Here is a 16,880-nt window from a genome sequence, read left to right as displayed (position 1 = left end):
AAATTGATATGATGACAATTGAAGTTGAGCAGATGATTTCTGCTCGGCTTTTTTATTATAGAGGAAATAGCAAAGAACGTACCTTACGAAGAGTCGTTTCTTGTGGGCGACATGTGAAAACAGGAATCTTTGATTCGGTCATTTAGCGTTTTTTAGCGCCATAAAAATATAACCTATCACCGTAAGATTTCTTTGATATATGGAACGATCAATCAGTATGGCTTAAAACTCTGTGGACAAACCCACAGTGTTTTGTTATCATGAAGGAAATATCGTCCGAGTTTTTATACTCAATGTAAGGAACGGATGTTTACGAAAGGGGAAATCAAAACAATTATGGCAAAGAAGAGCAAGACCGTATTTGTCTGTCAGGAGTGCGGTTACGAGAGCCCGAAATGGATGGGGCAGTGCATCTGTGGAGCCTGGAACTCCATGGTGGAAGAGAAAGTGGTAGATGCGCCGCAAAACGATACCAGGAGGCGGACCAGCGCAGAGGCAAAACCATCCAGGCTAAAAGAAGTCGGCTCCGGTGATTACATCCGCATTGACACGGGGATTGGCGAACTGAACCGAGTTTTAGGCGGAGGACTAGTCCGTGGATCGCTGACTTTGATTTCAGGGGAGCCGGGAATCGGCAAATCTACTATGATTATACAGGCGGCAGCGAATCTGGCCAAATCGCAGGGAACCGTCCTCTATGTATCTGGAGAAGAATCAGAAGAACAGATCAAGATGAGAGCAGACCGCGTCTGCCCTGATCTCAGTGAAGATTTGTATATTTTGGCAGAGACCAATATGGAGAACATTACGGCAGTGTGCGAAAATTTAAAGCCCAAGTTCCTAGTCATCGACTCTATCCAGACGATGTACACGCAGACCCTGGATTCTGTCCCTGGCAGCGTATCCCAGGTCAGAGATATCGGCAATCAGCTGATGAAGCTGGGAAAGACCAATGATATCCCTATCTTTATCGTGGCCCATGTGACCAAAAATGGAGAGCTGGCAGGACCGAAAATTGTTGAGCATCTGGTAGACTGTGTACTCAACTTTACGGGTGAGAGGGACCATGACCTGAGGATATTGAGAGCATATAAAAACAGGTTTGGTACGACCAGCGAAATCGGAGCCTTCCAAATGGAGGAAGGCGGCCTGATCGAAATTGAAAATCTGTCAGGAACTTTTCTCGAGAGTACGGAGACCAGCGCAGAGGGTTCTATTATTACGGCTGTATACGAAGGAAGCCGGCCGGTTTTATTCGAAATACAAGCGCTGACAGCGCCTGCCAACGTGGGATTTGCCAGGAGAACATCGGTCGGTGTAGATTATCAGAGGCTCAACATGATTCTCGCCGTCTTAGAGAAAAAAGTCGGCATGACCATGATTAATCAAGACGTTTATGTCAATGTAGTAGGCGGCATGAAGCCGGACAGCACTTCCGTCGATTTGGGGGTGGCTCTGGCGGTCTATTCCTCTATCAGAGACGTCACCTGTCAGAAGAGAACCATTGTGATCGGAGAAGTGGGACTGACAGGCGATCTCAGATCTGTCCAGAATGCAGATAAGATTGTAACAGAGGCGGGGAGAATGGGATACGAACAGATTATCATGCCAAAGAAAAATGCAGATAAATTGGATGGGAAAGTTCGGCAGGGACAATGCAGGATTGTCGGCGCAAAAAACATCTATGACGCCATCAATGCCTTTAAAGGAGAATAAAAAGCGCGGCTTCTCTATGAAGCCGCGCTTTTTCATAACATAGGGAATATCGAACTCACCAATGTTATGATGACTGCCGCGGGCAGAATTCTTATTTTTTAAGTTTTACTGTATCCATCTCAAACCAGAAGGTACTGCCTTTGCCTAGTTTGCTGTTAACTCCGTAATTTGCTTTGTGGAGGGTCAATATCTCTTTGACGATGGAGAGACCCAAACCGCTGCCGTCCGTAGGCCTGACGTGATGAGTGCTGGATTTGTAATATCGCTCCCATACGTGGTTGATTTCGTCGGGTGCAATGCCGGCTCCGTGATCGATGACTTCACAACGTACTTTTCGACTGGACTTTTTAATGTTGACGATGATTTCTTTGTCTTCCCCGCCATATTTGACAGCATTGTTAATCAAGTTGGATAACACCTGTTTTATCTTTGTCTCGTCGCCGTTGACGATGACAGCGACAGGGCAATGAAACTTGAAGTGATAACCCTCTTTTTCTGCTAAAATCTCAAAGGATGCCAGGATCGTTTCGGCTGTCTTCTTGAGATCAAAGTTGGAGCGCTCTAACTTGATACTCTTGGACTGCATCTTTGACATATTGAGCATGTCGTTGACCAAAGTGTTTAACCGGTCTGTTTCGTCGATAATGACGCCCAGATGCGCTTCTCTCTTCGGCGGGTTATCGCCAGAAAGATCGCGAATCATTTCGGCATAAGACTTGATCATGGTCAATGGCGTCCGCAAATCGTGAGAGACGTTGGCAATCAAATCCTTTTGATACATGTCAGTCTTTTCTAGTTCCCTGGACGCATTGGTCAATGTATCAGCAAGTTCAGTAATCTCCGAATAGTGACCGCCCTTGAACTTGACACCGTAATGCCCTTTTCCCATCTCTGCCGCAGAATTTGTAATTTCCTTGATTGGCTTGGATATTCGGCTTGCCAGATACAGAGCCAATGTCAAAGCTAAGAGGGCTGCGATCACAGTGATGTACACAAGCTGTGCGCGCAGGATAGAAATCGTAGATTTGACTGGATATAGTGGAGATACGATGTAGACGATATAGCTGTTCGCTTTATTTTCGTCTTCGTCAAAACTGCTGGTTACTTTGCTCAGGTAACGGGCGTAGGAGAAAATGCGCATTCCGTTTTCTTCCTTTTGTGAAAGGATTGAAGCTTTCCCCAGAGGACTGATCTCCAGCTGTGCCCGCAGCTCTTGAATCTGCAGGCTGTATCGATAAAGCTGTACGTGCGCACCATAAGTAGGCGGAATGACAATTGCCCCAGCGGCTGTTTCCACACGAATGTATAAGTCGTTTTCGTTTGAAAGGGATAATGTGTCAATTTTCTGCATCAGCTTTGAGAGATCCTGATTCTGATCGTTGTAATACTGCACAAGTTCGTCGGCTAAATTGGTGGTTTCGCGGATTTTCATATCCTGATAAAAATTATTGAGAAAAAAAATCTGCAAAAACCAGATCAAACTGATCAGTATGATCGCAAAACTGATAAAATAAACCCAAAGCTTAAATCTAATACTTTTAAAATCGAATTTACTCTTCAAACTCAAATTTGTACCCTACCCCTCTGAGTGTGACAATGTAGTCACGATATGGTCCTAAATTGTTTCTAAGATTTTTGATGTGTGTGTCGATCGTTCTGTCGTCACCAAAAAAGTCATATCCCCAGATGTCTGATAAAAGCTTGTCTCTTGAAAGCGCGATGTTTTTGTTCTCTATCAAATAGAAGAGCAGTTCATATTCTTTTGGCGTCAATTCGACTCTTTCTCCGTCGACAGTGACCGTTCGGGCGGCAACGTTGATTTCCAGACCGCTAAACTTCACCACGTCGGCCTTGCTCTGTGCAGAAGAGTTTCTGCGGGCAAGGACTACGTTGATTCTTGCCATCAGCTCCTTGGGACTGAACGGTTTGACGATATAGTCGTCGATGCCCAGCTCAAAGCCAAAGAGCTTATCATATTCCTCCCCTCGAGCTGATAACATGATAATTGGCACATCTTGAATTTTCTTAATCTCTTTGCATGCTGAAAAGCCGTCTAGCTTCGGCATCATTATATCTAAAATGACTAGGTCGTATTCGTTTAGCTTACAAAGCCCGACGGCGCTCATTCCATCTGCCGCTTCTGTGACCTCATATCCATTGAATTCTGCATACTCTCTTATTACTTCACGAATTTTAGGTTCATCATCAACTACCAAAAGTTTATACATGGTAATCCTCCTTCGAATGAATTAGTTTCTTCTTCAATACTACAATCTATCTGTGTAGGTTGCATGAATGTTATCTGTATAATTCTATCATAATTTCTTACATATTAAAAGAAAAAAGCATTTCCTAGTTGACAGAAAAAATTGTCTGTGATAAGATATTGTATTTTCTGAAGGCTTGACATTATCTCATGAGTTGCTCTATACTGTACGTATATAGATAAAAGCGGGGTCCTATCAAATGTTTACAATTGGAGACAAAATATTATACCCCATGCACGGCGCAGGAGTGATTCAAGAGATTGAAGACAGAGATATCTTAGGCGAAACCAGGCAATACTATATTATGAAATTGCCATTTGACGATATGAGTGTCATGATTCCCGTCGATAACAGCATGGATATTGGAATCAGGCCGGTCATATCCGCCAACGAGGTAGATGCGGTCTTTCTTGTTTTACGCGCAGAAACGTCGCAGATGTCATGCAATTGGAACAAACGGCAGAGAGAAAACCTTGATAAACTGAAAAGCGGAGACATTATGGAGGTAGCAGAGGTTGTCAGAAATCTGATCCGGGCAGGCCGCTTAAAGAAACTGTCTACAGGAGAGAAGAAGATGCTGACCAATGCGAAGCAGATTTTAGAAAGCGAACTGATTCTCGCGGCCGATATAGACCCACAGCGGATAGACCATCTAGTAGAGGATGCGGTTTGATTTTTTACCTCGAAGGATGAACTACCATTTATCTATGACTGAATAAAGGAAAGGAGGAGAGATTATGCTTAAGAAAATGCTTAGAATTGTTGTTACTATTTTAGGTGCAATCATTGGATACGGTGTATTTCAGCTGATAGGTTACTGGCTCATAAAGAGCGGCGTTGATATCAACGGAACCTTTACCCAGGGGCAGCAGATTGGCATCGGTATCGTTTTTGCAATTATCTTTGGAATTATATTTTTCAGATTGACACCGGCAATCAGCAGACAGAGTGCAAAAGTCGCTGATAACATAGAAGACGATCTCAGGGGCGTTTCAGCTAACGATTTGTTCGTCGGCGTCATCGGCCTGATTACAGGCCTTTTAATAGCACTGCTGATTACGCAGATTTATGTCAGCATCAGCAACAGATACCTCTATACTGTGATAACAATCATCACTTATCTGGTATTGGGTTATTTGGGGGTCGTCATTGCCACTAAGAAGGGCAAAGAGATGATCAGCATGATTGTGGCTAATAAAAAACAGAATGTGCAGCAAGAGCCGATTTTTTCAAAAACAAAGAAAAAGGCAGAAGGCGTGCCTAAGATCTTTGATACCAGTGTCATCATTGATGGCAGAATTGCAGAGATCATGAAGACCGGTTTTTTGGAAGGGCCCATTGTAATCCCCGAATTTGTTCTGGTGGAATTGCGTCATATCGCCGATTCTTCCGACTCCCTTAAAAGAACGAGGGGCAGAAGAGGGCTGGACATCCTCAACAAAATTCAGAGCGATTACGGAATTGAAATATACAATACAGACAATGAGAAATCGCTGAGAGAAATTCCTGAGGTCGACGTCAAGCTCCTGAAACTGGCACAACTTATGAATGGAAAAGTTGTAACCAATGACTTTAATCTGAACAAGGTTGCTGCGATCAATGGCGTCAGTGTGCTCAATATTAACGAACTGGCAAATACCTTGAAACCGGTAGTGCTGCCGGGAGAGCAGATGACTGTCAGCCTGGTAAAACAGGGAAAGGACAATAGTCAAGCTATCGCTTATTTAGATGATGGAACGATGATTGTTGTAGAGGATGGCAGAAAGATGATCGGCAAGACGACTAACATTAACGTGACCAGCGTATTGCAGACCTCGGCAGGAAGGATGATCTTTGGAAGGCTGAAGAACAATTAATATGTTATATGATAAAAAAGTATATGGAATTATTGGAGCTGCAGGGTCTGGCAAACGGATGGCAGCTTCATTGCCCAAACAATTTCTAAAAATTGGCGGTAAGACGATCCTGGAAACCACTGTGAAAAAATTTGAAACTTCATCCATTATAGATAAAATTATAATTGTGACAGCAGAAGACTATCAAGAACTTTGCTGCCAATTTTTTCATAAGCAGCTAAACGAGGAGAAAATTTATATTATCTGCGGTGGACGAGAAAGACAGGACTCCGTCTATGAAGCGGTCAGATACTTAGAGCATATGGGGGCAGTGGACGATTCGCTGGTGTTGATTCACGACGGTGTGCGCCCCTACGTCAGTGGAGATTTGATCAGGCGAGTGGCGGAGAGCGCTGCTGTCAATGGCGCTGCTGTAGCAGCAGTACAGCCTAAAGATACAATTAGACAGATTGATGCAGGGACTTTGGACAGAAGTAAGCTCTGGTGCGTGCAGACACCTCAGGCTTTCAGATTCTCAATACTGAAGAAGGCTTTTGAAACAGCCTACTGCGATGGATTTTATGGCACTGACGATGCAGGTCTGGTCGAACGTATCGGCCAGGAGGTTTGCATTGTCGAAGGAGAGAACAGCAATATTAAAATTACGACGCCGGAGGATTTAACCGTGGAAAACAGGATTGGAACGGGGTTTGACGTTCACAGACTGACAGAAAATCGAAAACTGATATTAGGCGGCGTGGAGATTCCCTTTGAGAAAGGCCTTTTGGGTCATTCAGACGCAGACGTGCTGCTCCATGCTTTGATGGATGCCATGCTGGGCGCGTCGGCGCTGGGGGACATCGGAATCCTTTTTCCCGATAATGATGACAGCTATAAGGATATCTCCAGCTTGGAGCTTTTGGCGAGGACAGGACAAGCCGTTTCTGCCGCCGGATATTCCCTGGGAAATGCCGACATTACTGTCATCTGTCAACGACCCAGACTCGCTGGCTATATCGATGAGATGCGAGGCAATATCGCACAGGTCTTAAACGTATCCATTGATAAAGTCAGCATCAAAGCGACCACTACAGAGAAGCTGGGTTTTACCGGCAGAGGCGAAGGAATAGCGGCAGAGGCGGTCTGTCTCCTAACGCGATAATTCTACATTAGAGAGGAAAAGAACATAAATGAGACTATCGAAGATGCATATCAAAACCCTTAGGGAGGTTCCGAACGAAGCGGAAATCCCAAGTCACATCCTGTTGCTTAGAACGGGAATGATCAGGAAATTAGTATCCGGCGTATATGGCTTCATGCCGCTGGGCTGGAGATCCGTAAGAAAAATTGAAGATATCGTAAGGCAGGAAATGGACGCTACGGGCGCACAAGAAATTCACATGTCTGCCGTTCAGCCTGCTGAACTATGGGAAGAGTCAGGCAGATGGTACGCTTATGGTCCTGAACTGTGGAGACTGAAGGACCGAAATGGCAGAGACTTTTGTCTGGGACCGACTCACGAGGAGATTTTTACAGATATCGTCAGAAACGACATCTCCTCTTATCGGCAGCTGCCGATGAATCTGTATCAAATTCAGACGAAGTATAGGGATGAAGCCAGACCGAGATTCGGACTGATGAGAAGCAGAGAATTCATCATGAAAGACGCCTATTCTTTTGACAAGGACAACGCAGGCCTTGACCAGAGTTATCAGGAGATGTACGAGGCATATGACCGGATTTTTAAGAGATGCGGCCTTGCATGCAGACCGGTAGAAGCTGATTCAGGTGCAATCGGCGGCAGCAATTCTCACGAGTTCACGGCGATATCAGAGGTCGGCGAGAGCGAAATCGCATATTGCGAGAAGTGTTCTATGGCAGCTACGACTGAAAGAGCAGAATGTGTCGATGCGGCGCCGCAGACAGACGTATCTGAACTTGCCATGGAAGAGGTGCATACGCCTGGTACAAAGACCATAGAAGAAGTTGCTGGTTTCTTGAACCTGGATAAAAAACAGACCATCAAAGCCCTGCTCTTCGTCACCTATGACGAGGAGGGCAATGAAAACGGTTACGTGGCAGCCTTTGTAAGGGGCGACAGAGAGTTGAACATGACCAAGCTGATCAATGCTCTGGATATTCCAGAACATGCTATCGAGTTTGCCGACGAGGAGAAAATGGCAGCGGCAACGGGCTGCGTGGGAGGATTTACCGGACCGTGCGGACTGCACGACTGTACCATCGTAGTGGACAGCGAGCTGCCAGGTCTTAAGAATATGTGCGCAGGCGCATGTAAGGAAGACCACCATCTGATTAACGTCAATTATGGAAGAGATTACAAAGCGGATATTATGACTGACCTGAAGGTGCTGCAGGAAGGAGATCCTTGTCCAATCTGCGGCGCGCCTGTCAAGCATGCCAGAGGCATCGAAGTGGGACAGGTCTTCAAATTGGGAACAAAGTATTCCGAATCCATGGGTGCTATGTACGTGGATGAGAATCAGAAAGAACAACCTATCGTTATGGGCTGTTACGGCATCGGCGTGACGAGAACCCTGGCGGCTGTAGTAGAACAGCATCACGACGATAACGGCATCATCTGGCCGATGTCAGTGGCGCCTTACCATGTGATTATCACCTTGGTGAAGCCGGACGATGAGGTGCAGGCCACCGTCGCAGAGAAAATCTACCAGTCCCTTGCGGATGCCAGAGTGGAAGTCCTTCTCGACGATCGAAAAGAGAGACCTGGCGTCAAGTTCAAGGACGCCGATCTTCTGGGCATTCCTGTGAGAATCACCGTTGGAAAGCTGGCCGGAGAAGGCAAGGTGGAATACAAGCTGAGAAGAGATGCGGACAAAGAAGAAATCACCATTGAAGAGGCAATTTCCAGAGCAATCGAGATTGTCGCCAATGAGAAATAGTCCATCTACAGGAGGAAAACGTGGATTTTATAACTGTAATGGAATGGATCGGAACCGTCGCCTTTGCTGTGTCAGGGGCGGTGGTTGCCATCGAAAGGGAGCTTGACTACTATGGCATTTGTTTTATGGCAATCATTACCGCTATCGGAGGAGGCATCATCAGAGACGTCTTGATTAACCAAAGCCTGCCGGCATCCCTGGCTAATCCCATGTATGCCATCGTCAGTTTGCTGACGGCAGCTGCGGTCATCTTTTTTTATAAAAAGATCGACAAGATCTCTCATCTGGTATCGGTAGCTGACGGTTTCGGTTTGGCGGCATTTACCGCCATCGGTTCGCAGGTCGCGGTCCGCAGCGGACACGGGGATATTTATGTCATCATAGCCCTGGCGGTGCTGACGGGCACCTTTGGAGGCGTTTTGCGGGATGTCTTTGTACAGGAAATCCCTCGCTGCTTCAGACGAGAAGTTTACGCAGTGGCGTCGATTTTAGGGGCAATCGCCTTTGCTGTATCATATAAATATATTGGCACTGGTTTGGCTATGTACGTCTGCTTTGGTGTGACGCTGGTAATCAGACTGGTAGCGATATTCAAAAATTTGCATTTAGGAAAAGTGAAGCTGGATTAGAATGAGTAAATTAGAAAAAGTAAAAAACAATCTGTTTTTACAGCTTTTTTGGACCTTCTTTAAGTTAGGACTGTTTACAATAGGAGGAGGGATGGCTATGATCCCTCTGATTCAAGATATCGTCGTAGATAAAAAGAAGTGGATGACCGAGGAAGAAGCTGTGGACTGCATCGCAGTCAGTCAGGGCTTGCCTGGCGTCATCGCAATCAATATGGCGACCTATATCGGGCAGACAAAGAAAGGCATACTGGGTGCGATCGTCGCCACCATCGGCGTCATCCTGCCCAGCTTTATCATCATCATTCTGGTCATCAAAGTTCTCGCTGGTATTGGCGAGAACCGATATGTAAACGGGGCCCTGGCAGGCATCAAAGCCGCTGCCACAGGACTGATCGCATATTCTGCCTATAAAGTCGGCAGACAGGTCCTGAAAGGACCTTTTCAGTGGGTTCTTGCGCTGCTGTCTTTTGTAGCCATTGCGGTCTTTAGCGTCAATGCGGTATGGGCTATCGTGGCCGGCATTCTTGCAGGCTTGATTTATACTGCAGTCAAAGAGAAAAAGAATGGAAACGGAGGTGAATCCCAGTGATTTACCTGAAACTGTTTTTAGTATTTGCCAAGATCGGCGTTTTCGGGTTTGGAGGGGGAATGGCCATGCTTCCTATGATTTATCAGGGAGCGCAGTCCTTTGGGCTCATGTCAGCCGATGAGTTCTCCAATCTCGTAGCCATATCCCAGGTGACGCCTGGCCCTATGGCCGTCAATGCGGCAACCTATGTTGGATTTAACTGCGCAGGTTATGCCGGCGCTTTTGCTGCCACCCTTGGTGTTGCTATGCCTTCCTTTCTCCTTGTTACCTTGGCATGCTACTTTATCAGCAAATTTAAGGAGAGCAAGGCCATTGAAGGTGCTTTTGCAGGTATCAGGCCGGTAACGGTAGGCCTCATCGGCGCCGCAGTGATTTTTATGGGACAGAGCGCCTTTGAAACGATCAGCCTGGTGCCATGTCTGATCACTTTGGGAACCGTCATCCTTGTAGGAAAATTTAAAGTAAGCCCGATTGCAATTGTCGTTGCCGCGGGCGTGATAGGAGCAATATTATGTGGGTAGGTGGCGTAAGAGTTGTACTGCAGAACGAAGAGGGCAAAATTTTGATGGTGAAGCAGCATCACGAGAACCGCGATATCTGGATGGTGCCCGGCGGCGGCATTGAAGAAGGGGAAAACTCCATCGAAGCTGCGGTAAGGGAAAGCAAGGAAGAGACGGGCCTCGACGTTGAAATTCACGGTGTCGCATGGCATATTGAAGAGGTTTCTCCAGAGCGGGGACAGCGGTTTGTCAATTATATGATCGGAAAGATCGTAGGCGGAGAACTGGCTTTGGGCAGTGATCCAGAGCTGGAGGAAGGCAAACAGGTACTGCGGGAAGTCAAGTTTCTGTCCAGAGATGAAATCGGACAGTTGGAGCACGTATACCCGAAGTTTTTTAATGATGAGATTTGGGGTATACTTGAAGAGGAACACAATGGAATGACCTATTATAAATTGAGATACAAAGGAGAATAAAAAATGAAAAAAGTAATCATTGAAATGGAAAACGGCGGCGTTATGACAGGTGAATTATATGAAGACATCGCGCCGATCACAGTAGAAAATTTTGAAAAGTTAGCGAAAGATGGATTCTATGATGGACTGACCTTCCACAGAGTGATTCCAGGTTTCATGATTCAGGGCGGATGCCCGCAAGGCAACGGCACGGGCGGCCCGGGATACACCATCAAAGGGGAATTCAACTCCAATGGCGTGAAGAACGACCTGAAGCACACAACTGGCGTTTTGTCCATGGCTAGAACTATGGTTCCGGATTCAGCAGGCTCCCAGTTCTTCGTTATGGTTGCAGATGCACCACACCTGGACGGCGAATATGCCGCATTTGGAAAGATTACGGAGGGTGTCGAGGTAGCTCTTGAAATCGCCAACGTTCCGCGAGGCAGAATGGACGATCCAATTAAACCAGTCGTTATAAAAACTGTGACAGTTGAATAATTTATTTGCGTGAAGCGGGAAATTTTGGGTATAAATACAGCACTAATTTTTTATCTATGAAAGGATGAATCGAGATGGCATTCTTTAGGGACGTTCACGAAGATATTCAGACAGTACTCAAAAAAGACCCGGCAGCAAGAAACAGCATAGAGGTTTTGCTGTGTTATCCGGGTGTTTGGGCGCTTATTTTCCATAAACCGGCCCATTCTCTGTATAAACACAAAGTAAAACTGCTTGCCAGAATTATTTCACAGTTCGCCAGATGGCTGACTGGTGTAGAAATTCATCCAGGTGCGACCATCGGCCGCAGGTGTTTTATCGACCACGGGATGGCGGTGGTCATCGGCGAGACGACCGAAATCGGCGACGATGTAACCCTGTATCAGGGTGTCACTTTGGGCGGCACGGGAAAAGATACTGGAAAGCGGCATCCTACCATCGGGAACAGAGTGATTGTCAGTTCCGGGGCGAGAGTCCTCGGTCCGTTTAAGGTCGGCGACGATGTGAAAATCGGTGCGGGCTCCATCGTGCTCAATGAAATTCCACCGGGATGTACTGTCGTAGGTATTCCGGGGAAGATCGTTAAAAGATACGGGGAAAGCACAGCGGACTTAAACCAGGTTAACCTGCCGGACCCTGTCGCTACTGAGCTGGAATGTCTGCGCAGAAGAATTGTTATGCTGGAGAACAAGCTCAATCAGTTAAATAAGCAAAACCAGAAAGGGAATGAAGATGAAAATATATAACACACTGACTAGAAAAAAAGAGGAATTCAAACCGATTAAAGAAGGGGAAGTTTCTATCTATGTCTGTGGCCCTACCGTATATAATTTCTTTCATATAGGCAACGCGAGACCCTTTGTCGTATTCGACACTTTGAGAAAGTATATGGAATACAGAGGAAATAAGGTAAAATTTGTCCAGAACTTTACCGACGTTGACGACAAGATTATCAACAAGGCCAGAGAAGAAGGAAGCACTGCTCCGGAAGTATCAGAGAAGTATATTGAAGAATACTACAAAGATGCAGCGGCGCTTAATGTGAGAAAAGCTGACGTCCACCCGAAGGTATCAGAACACATCCAGGATATCGTCAAGTTCGTTGAGACTTTGGTGGAAAAAGGTTATGCCTATGAAGCCGACGGCGATGTGTATTTCTCCACCAGAAAGTTTCCTGAATACGGCAAACTGTCTAAACAGAATATTGACGATTTGGAGTCAGGCGCAAGAATTGCAGTTGGCGAGGTAAAACAGGACCCTCTCGACTTTGCTCTCTGGAAGGCGAGAAAGACAGAGGATGAGATCGCCTGGGAATCTCCTTGGGGAATGGGAAGACCAGGCTGGCATATCGAATGCTCGGCCATGTCTAAGAAACACCTAGGGGAGACCATCGACATTCATGCCGGCGGGCAGGATCTGCAGTTTCCGCATCATGAAAACGAAATCGCTCAGTCAGAGTGCTGCAATGGTTCGCCTTTTGCCCACTATTGGATGCATAACGGCTATATTACCATAGATAACGAGAAGATGTCAAAATCAAAGGGCAACTTCTTTACCGTAAGAGATATCTTGAAGGAGTATGACGGCGAAGTGATCCGATTCTTCCTGCTGTCAGGCCATTACAGAAGTCCAATCAATTTCAGCGACGCTTTGATGGATCAGGCGAAAAATGGTCTTGCCAGAATGGAAAACTGCAAGGAAAACCTGGTATACCTGACCACTGCAGGTACGGACGGGACCATGACAGACAGCGAAAAAGAACAGCTGGCCGGTTATGACAAGTATCGCCAGGACTTCATCAGAGTGATGGACGACGACCTCAACACAGCAGATGCGATCAGTGCCGTATTTGAATTGATTACGGCGATCAACACCGCAGTCAAAGACGGGGCCACAAAGGAATTCGCTCAGAAGTCTCTGAAGACTTTGATGGAATTTGCTGATGTTCTGGGACTGCTGCAGGGCAAAGCTGACGAGGGAGTGGACCCGGAAATTCAAAAGCTGGTTGATGAGAGACAGGAAGCCAGGAAGGCGAAGAACTTTGCCAGAGCTGACGAAATCAGAGACCTGTTAAAAGAAAAAGGTATTACTTTGAAGGATACGCCGCAGGGTGTGCAGATCATAAAAGAATAATATGGAAAAATTGAATCCAAGGGAAATTAATACAACGGCATTGGCTTTTTTAGGCGATGCCGTTTATGAAATATATGCAAGAAAATATGTAATGGACAGCGGACAGCAAAATGCGGACAGGTTGCACAAGGCGGCCATCAAATACGTTTGCGCCGCGGGACAGGCAAAAGCTGTCAAATCTTTGATGGCGGACTTTCTGTCAGAAGAAGAAGTCGGCCTTATTAAGCGGGCGCGGAACCGAAAAACGGCCTCAAAAGCCAGAAGTGCCGATGCGGTGACGTATAAGTTAGCCACGGCTTTTGAAGCGTTGATGGGATTTCTCTATTTAGACGGACAGGCGCAGCGTCTTGAAGAAGTGGTACTTGAAGCATTGAAGAGAATTGAGGAGTGATAGCGATGAGTAAAGCAGACGGATTATTTGTGAATATGTGCCGTGAGATTTTGGATCACGGATTTTCTACCGAAGGCCAGGAGGTTCGTGCTAGGTGGGAAGACGGCTCTCCGGCTTATACGATTAAGACTTTCGGTGTAGTTAACCGCTACAATCTGCAGGATGAGTTTCCTGCTTTGACCCTGCGTCCAACTGCTATTAAATCGGCAGTTGATGAGATGCTTTGGATTTGGCAGAAAAAATCCAACAACATCAAAGACCTGAAGAGCCGCATTTGGGATGAATGGGCCGACGAAAATGGCTCCATCGGCAAAGCCTATGGTTATCAGCTGGGTGTGAACTATAGGTTTAAGCAGGGCGAGATGGACCAGGTGGATAACGTCATCTGGCAGCTCAAAAATACACCTCAATCGAGACGGATTATGACTAATATCTACAACTTCAGTGACTTGATGGAAATGGGATTGGAACCGTGTGCCTACAGTATGACCTTTAATGTGACAGGGAACAAGCTGAACGCGATTTTAAACCAGCGCTCTCAGGATATTTTGGCGGCTAATAACTGGAATGTGGTGCAGTATTCTGTTTTGGTACATATGTTGGCACAGGTGTGTGGATTTGAACCGGGCCAGTTGGTTCACGTCATTGCTGACGCTCATATTTACGATAAACACATCCCGATTATTGAAGAACTGATAGAGCGGCCCCAGTATCCGGCGCCGAAATTCAGACTGAATCCGGATATAAAGGACTTCTACGATTTTACGACAGACGATCTGGTGATCGAGAACTACCAGAAAAACCCGCAGATTAAAAATATACCGATAGCCATATAAGGGCGCTGACGCGCAAAAGTTAACCTTGATAACTTTTGGGGCAGGAGCCATGAAAGCAGGAAGGATAGAAAGGACGGATAGATGAAACTCATACTTGCAGCAGATGAAAATTGGGCCATTGGAAAGAACGGAGGTCTGCTCTGTCACATCCCTGGTGATTTGAAGTACTTTAAAGAGCGAACGAAGGGAAAGACCGTAGTGATGGGACGGCCGACTTTGGAAAGCCTGCCTGGCGGCAAACCATTGCCGGGCAGAGATAACATCGTTTTAACCAGCAGAGAGGATTACAGCCCCCAGGGGGTTTTGGTCGCACACTCTGAGAGTGAGCTGGACAAAGCTTTGAACCGCTATCATAGTGATGATGTCTTTATTATTGGAGGCGGCAAGGTTTACAGGGATTTTTTGTCCAAATGCGACACATGCTACATAACAAAGATCTATGAGAAATTCGAGGCAGATACCTGGTTTGTGAACTTAGACGAGATGGCCGAATTTGAAGTGGTATGGCAAAGCGAGGTGCAGGAAGAAAAAGGTATCCGCTATCAGTTTTTTGAATATAGGAGAAAGTAAGCTATGGCAGAAAAGAAAAAAAACAAGAGAAACTGGGAAGAAATTAACGGACGCAAGGGGAAACGTTATGTTCCAAGAGCAGAAGAACGAAGCCAGCGGCCGGTTAGACCGGCAAGGACTGTGAGGCAGGAGGCGCCTGCGGCATTTGAGGAAATGATTTCAGAGAATGTCATTATCGGCAGAAATCCTGTGATTGAAGCCCTGAAGAACGATAGAGAAATTGAAAAGCTTTTGATTGGGAAGGGGGCAGAAGGTTCTATTACGAAGATTATCGGTATGGCAAAGGATAAGCAGATTCCTATTTATCAGAGTGATAAAATCACTCTCGACAGGATTGCTGCCGGCGGAAATCATCAGGGGGTCGTCGCATATGCTTCTGCATACAGTTATGCAGAACTTGAAGATATTTACGCCTTGGCCAAAGCAAAAGGTGAGGAACCCTTTATCATCATTTTGGACAATTTAGAAGACCCGCACAACTTAGGCGCCATCATGAGAACGGCCGAGTGTGCTGGAGCGCACGGCCTTATTATTCCAAAGCGACGCTCCTGCGGATTGACGGAGGTAGTCGCCAAAGCTTCGGCAGGCGCAATTGAATATCTTCCATGTGTAAAAGTCTCCAACATCGGACAGACGATTGACCGACTGAAGGAAGACGGTATGTGGATTGCGGCCTGCGATATGGGCGGCGTAAATTATTACAATCAGGACCTGACTGGCAAAATTGCTCTGGTAATCGGCAGTGAGGGTACTGGTATCAGCCAACTGGTCAGAAAAAAGTGTGACTATATCGTATCCATGCCTATGGTTGGAAAAATAACATCATTAAACGCATCCAACGCGGCGGCGATTTTGATGTATGAGGTAAGAAAACAGAGAGATGGAAAATAAGGAACTGAATCTGCTTTCTGATGAGTCCATCGTGAAAATGGCCCAGGAAGGCAGCAGCACGGCTTACGAGTATTTAATTGATAAATACAAGGAACTGGCGAAGATCAAATCAAAGACTTATTTTATTGCCGGAGGAGATAATGAGGACGTCATTCAGGAAGGGATGATTGGCATTTTCAAAGCGATTCGTGACTTTGATGAAGAGAGCGAAGCATCCTTTCGAACCTTTGCAGAGCTCTGTGTGAACCGACAAATTATAACGGCGATCAAACATGCAAATCGGCAAAAACACCAGATTTTGAATGAGTCGGTATCTCTCAGCGCGGGAGAAGAAACTGACAGTGATGAGATTCAATCTCTCTCAGAAAAATTAGCGGCAACCAGTCCGGAGACAGATCCGGTCAGTATGATGCTGATGAAGGAGGTTGTTGATTATCTCAAAGCCAATGAGCAGGATATCTTCAGCCCCTTTGAGAATAAGGTCTGGAATGAGATGCTGAAAGGAAAGACTTACAGGGAAATCGCTTTTAGGCTGCGCAGACCGACGAAAACAGTCGATAATGCAATGCAGAGAATTAAGAAGAAGATACAGAGCTATCTCGAAATATGACGGTTTTGGTTGGGTGACTTTTCGTGAGATTGGCTG

19 protein-coding genes and 1 pseudogene are annotated in these 16,880 nt (G+C 46.1%); 18 read left to right on the top strand and 2 right to left on the bottom strand.

Translation table 11 applies throughout. The annotated features are described in order from the left end of the window. The first annotated feature begins 336 nt into the window (after positions 1 to 336). A complete protein-coding gene (radA, locus tag BN6539_RS01815; RefSeq protein WP_067537975.1) occupies positions 337 to 1,716 on the top strand; it encodes a DNA repair protein RadA in 1,380 nt (459 codons plus the stop codon). 91 nt (positions 1,717 to 1,807) lie between these two features. Here the strand turns inward: radA and BN6539_RS01810 are convergent, their stop codons facing one another. Then, entirely contained in the window at positions 1,808 to 3,148 is a 1,341-nt protein-coding gene (locus BN6539_RS01810; protein WP_207645067.1) for a sensor histidine kinase, read from the bottom strand. Between the two features lie 118 nt (positions 3,149 to 3,266). Then, entirely contained in the window at positions 3,267 to 3,944 is a 678-nt protein-coding gene (locus BN6539_RS01805) for a response regulator transcription factor (RefSeq protein ID WP_067533071.1), read from the bottom strand. 238 nt (positions 3,945 to 4,182) lie between these two features. On the opposite strand from BN6539_RS01805, the gene BN6539_RS01800 reads away from it, so the two are divergent. The 17 genes and pseudogenes from BN6539_RS01800 (at position 4,183) to sigH (ending at position 16,844) form a co-directional block, all read left to right on the top strand. Then, positions 4,183 to 4,656, top strand: coding sequence for a CarD family transcriptional regulator (locus tag BN6539_RS01800; protein ID WP_067533068.1), 474 nt, complete (start codon positions 4,183 to 4,185; stop codon positions 4,654 to 4,656). 64 nt (positions 4,657 to 4,720) lie between these two features. Further along, positions 4,721 to 5,839 (top strand): PIN/TRAM domain-containing protein, encoded by a 1,119-nt coding sequence (locus BN6539_RS01795; RefSeq protein ID WP_067533065.1) that lies wholly within the window; start codon positions 4,721 to 4,723, stop codon positions 5,837 to 5,839. Between the two features lies 1 nt (position 5,840). Further along, positions 5,841 to 6,494 (top strand): annotated as a pseudogene (ispD, locus tag BN6539_RS23300) (2-C-methyl-D-erythritol 4-phosphate cytidylyltransferase); the annotation flags it as partial. A gap of 9 nt (positions 6,495 to 6,503) precedes the next feature. Beyond that, positions 6,504 to 6,980, top strand: coding sequence for a 2-C-methyl-D-erythritol 2,4-cyclodiphosphate synthase (ispF, locus tag BN6539_RS23295; RefSeq protein ID WP_227142497.1), 477 nt, complete (start codon positions 6,504 to 6,506; stop codon positions 6,978 to 6,980). Between the two features lie 28 nt (positions 6,981 to 7,008). Further along, entirely contained in the window at positions 7,009 to 8,739 is a 1,731-nt protein-coding gene (locus tag BN6539_RS01785; RefSeq protein WP_067533059.1) for a proline--tRNA ligase, read from the top strand. Positions 8,740 to 8,759: 20 nt separating this feature from the next. After that, on the top strand, positions 8,760 to 9,368 hold the full coding sequence (locus BN6539_RS01780; protein ID WP_082907300.1) for a trimeric intracellular cation channel family protein: 609 nt from the start codon (positions 8,760 to 8,762) through the stop codon (positions 9,366 to 9,368). 1 nt (position 9,369) lies between these two features. After that, positions 9,370 to 9,957: a chromate transporter gene (locus tag BN6539_RS01775; RefSeq protein ID WP_067533056.1), complete on the top strand. Its 588-nt coding sequence runs from the start codon at positions 9,370 to 9,372 to the stop codon at positions 9,955 to 9,957. Beyond that, positions 9,954 to 10,478: a chromate transporter gene (locus BN6539_RS01770; RefSeq protein ID WP_067533053.1), complete on the top strand. Its 525-nt coding sequence runs from the start codon at positions 9,954 to 9,956 to the stop codon at positions 10,476 to 10,478. The genes BN6539_RS01775 and BN6539_RS01770 overlap by 4 nt, the downstream gene beginning before the upstream one ends. Continuing rightward, positions 10,469 to 10,933, top strand: coding sequence for an NUDIX domain-containing protein (locus tag BN6539_RS01765; RefSeq protein WP_067533050.1), 465 nt, complete (start codon positions 10,469 to 10,471; stop codon positions 10,931 to 10,933). The genes BN6539_RS01770 and BN6539_RS01765 overlap by 10 nt, the downstream gene beginning before the upstream one ends. 3 nt (positions 10,934 to 10,936) lie before the next feature. Then, complete coding sequence (locus BN6539_RS01760) at positions 10,937 to 11,413, top strand: peptidylprolyl isomerase (RefSeq protein WP_067533047.1); 477 nt, start codon at positions 10,937 to 10,939, stop codon at positions 11,411 to 11,413. A gap of 74 nt (positions 11,414 to 11,487) precedes the next feature. Continuing rightward, positions 11,488 to 12,159: a serine O-acetyltransferase gene (cysE, locus tag BN6539_RS01755; protein WP_067533044.1), complete on the top strand. Its 672-nt coding sequence runs from the start codon at positions 11,488 to 11,490 to the stop codon at positions 12,157 to 12,159. Continuing rightward, positions 12,146 to 13,546 carry a cysteine--tRNA ligase gene (gene cysS, locus BN6539_RS01750; RefSeq protein ID WP_067533041.1) on the top strand — a complete coding sequence of 467 codons (1,401 nt, stop codon included), beginning with the start codon at positions 12,146 to 12,148 and terminating at the stop codon, positions 13,544 to 13,546. The genes cysE and cysS overlap by 14 nt, the downstream gene beginning before the upstream one ends. Before the next feature lies 1 nt (position 13,547). Then, positions 13,548 to 13,937, top strand: coding sequence for a Mini-ribonuclease 3 (locus tag BN6539_RS01745; RefSeq protein WP_067533038.1), 390 nt, complete (start codon positions 13,548 to 13,550; stop codon positions 13,935 to 13,937). A 5-nt stretch (positions 13,938 to 13,942) separates the two neighbouring features. Beyond that, positions 13,943 to 14,773 (top strand): thymidylate synthase, encoded by an 831-nt coding sequence (gene thyA / locus BN6539_RS01740; RefSeq protein ID WP_067533035.1) that lies wholly within the window; start codon positions 13,943 to 13,945, stop codon positions 14,771 to 14,773. A gap of 81 nt (positions 14,774 to 14,854) precedes the next feature. Next, positions 14,855 to 15,343 carry a dihydrofolate reductase gene (locus tag BN6539_RS01735; protein WP_067533032.1) on the top strand — a complete coding sequence of 163 codons (489 nt, stop codon included), beginning with the start codon at positions 14,855 to 14,857 and terminating at the stop codon, positions 15,341 to 15,343. 153 nt (positions 15,344 to 15,496) lie between these two features. Next, complete coding sequence (gene rlmB, locus BN6539_RS01730) at positions 15,497 to 16,234, top strand: 23S rRNA (guanosine(2251)-2'-O)-methyltransferase RlmB (RefSeq protein WP_067537969.1); 738 nt, start codon at positions 15,497 to 15,499, stop codon at positions 16,232 to 16,234. Continuing rightward, positions 16,224 to 16,844 (top strand): RNA polymerase sporulation sigma factor SigH, encoded by a 621-nt coding sequence (gene sigH / locus BN6539_RS01725; protein WP_067533029.1) that lies wholly within the window; start codon positions 16,224 to 16,226, stop codon positions 16,842 to 16,844. The genes rlmB and sigH overlap by 11 nt, the downstream gene beginning before the upstream one ends. Positions 16,845 to 16,880: the final 36 nt, after the last annotated feature.

The sequence above is a fragment of the Emergencia timonensis genome, assembly GCF_900086585.1.
Taxonomy (GTDB): Bacteria; Bacillota; Clostridia; order Peptostreptococcales; family Anaerovoracaceae; genus Senimuribacter; species Senimuribacter timonensis.
Note: the sequence above shows the minus strand (reverse complement) of the source record. Positions and strands in the feature narration are given on the sequence as shown.

Coding starts and splice junctions, on each gene's coding strand:
- radA (WP_067537975.1), top strand. CDS start 337: ATGGCAAAGAAGAGCAAGACCGTATTTGTCTGTCAGGAGTGCGGTTAC.
- BN6539_RS01810 (WP_207645067.1), bottom strand. CDS start 3,148: ATGAAAATCCGCGAAACCACCAATTTAGCCGACGAACTTGTGCAGTAT.
- BN6539_RS01805 (WP_067533071.1), bottom strand. CDS start 3,944: ATGTATAAACTTTTGGTAGTTGATGATGAACCTAAAATTCGTGAAGTA.
- BN6539_RS01800 (WP_067533068.1), top strand. CDS start 4,183: ATGTTTACAATTGGAGACAAAATATTATACCCCATGCACGGCGCAGGA.
- BN6539_RS01795 (WP_067533065.1), top strand. CDS start 4,721: ATGCTTAAGAAAATGCTTAGAATTGTTGTTACTATTTTAGGTGCAATC.
- BN6539_RS01785 (WP_067533059.1), top strand. CDS start 7,009: ATGAGACTATCGAAGATGCATATCAAAACCCTTAGGGAGGTTCCGAAC.
- BN6539_RS01775 (WP_067533056.1), top strand. CDS start 9,370: ATGAGTAAATTAGAAAAAGTAAAAAACAATCTGTTTTTACAGCTTTTT.
- BN6539_RS01765 (WP_067533050.1), top strand. CDS start 10,469: ATGTGGGTAGGTGGCGTAAGAGTTGTACTGCAGAACGAAGAGGGCAAA.
- BN6539_RS01760 (WP_067533047.1), top strand. CDS start 10,937: ATGAAAAAAGTAATCATTGAAATGGAAAACGGCGGCGTTATGACAGGT.
- cysE (WP_067533044.1), top strand. CDS start 11,488: ATGGCATTCTTTAGGGACGTTCACGAAGATATTCAGACAGTACTCAAA.
- cysS (WP_067533041.1), top strand. CDS start 12,146: ATGAAAATATATAACACACTGACTAGAAAAAAAGAGGAATTCAAACCG.
- BN6539_RS01745 (WP_067533038.1), top strand. CDS start 13,548: ATGGAAAAATTGAATCCAAGGGAAATTAATACAACGGCATTGGCTTTT.
- thyA (WP_067533035.1), top strand. CDS start 13,943: ATGAGTAAAGCAGACGGATTATTTGTGAATATGTGCCGTGAGATTTTG.
- BN6539_RS01735 (WP_067533032.1), top strand. CDS start 14,855: ATGAAACTCATACTTGCAGCAGATGAAAATTGGGCCATTGGAAAGAAC.
- rlmB (WP_067537969.1), top strand. CDS start 15,497: ATGATTTCAGAGAATGTCATTATCGGCAGAAATCCTGTGATTGAAGCC.
- sigH (WP_067533029.1), top strand. CDS start 16,224: ATGGAAAATAAGGAACTGAATCTGCTTTCTGATGAGTCCATCGTGAAA.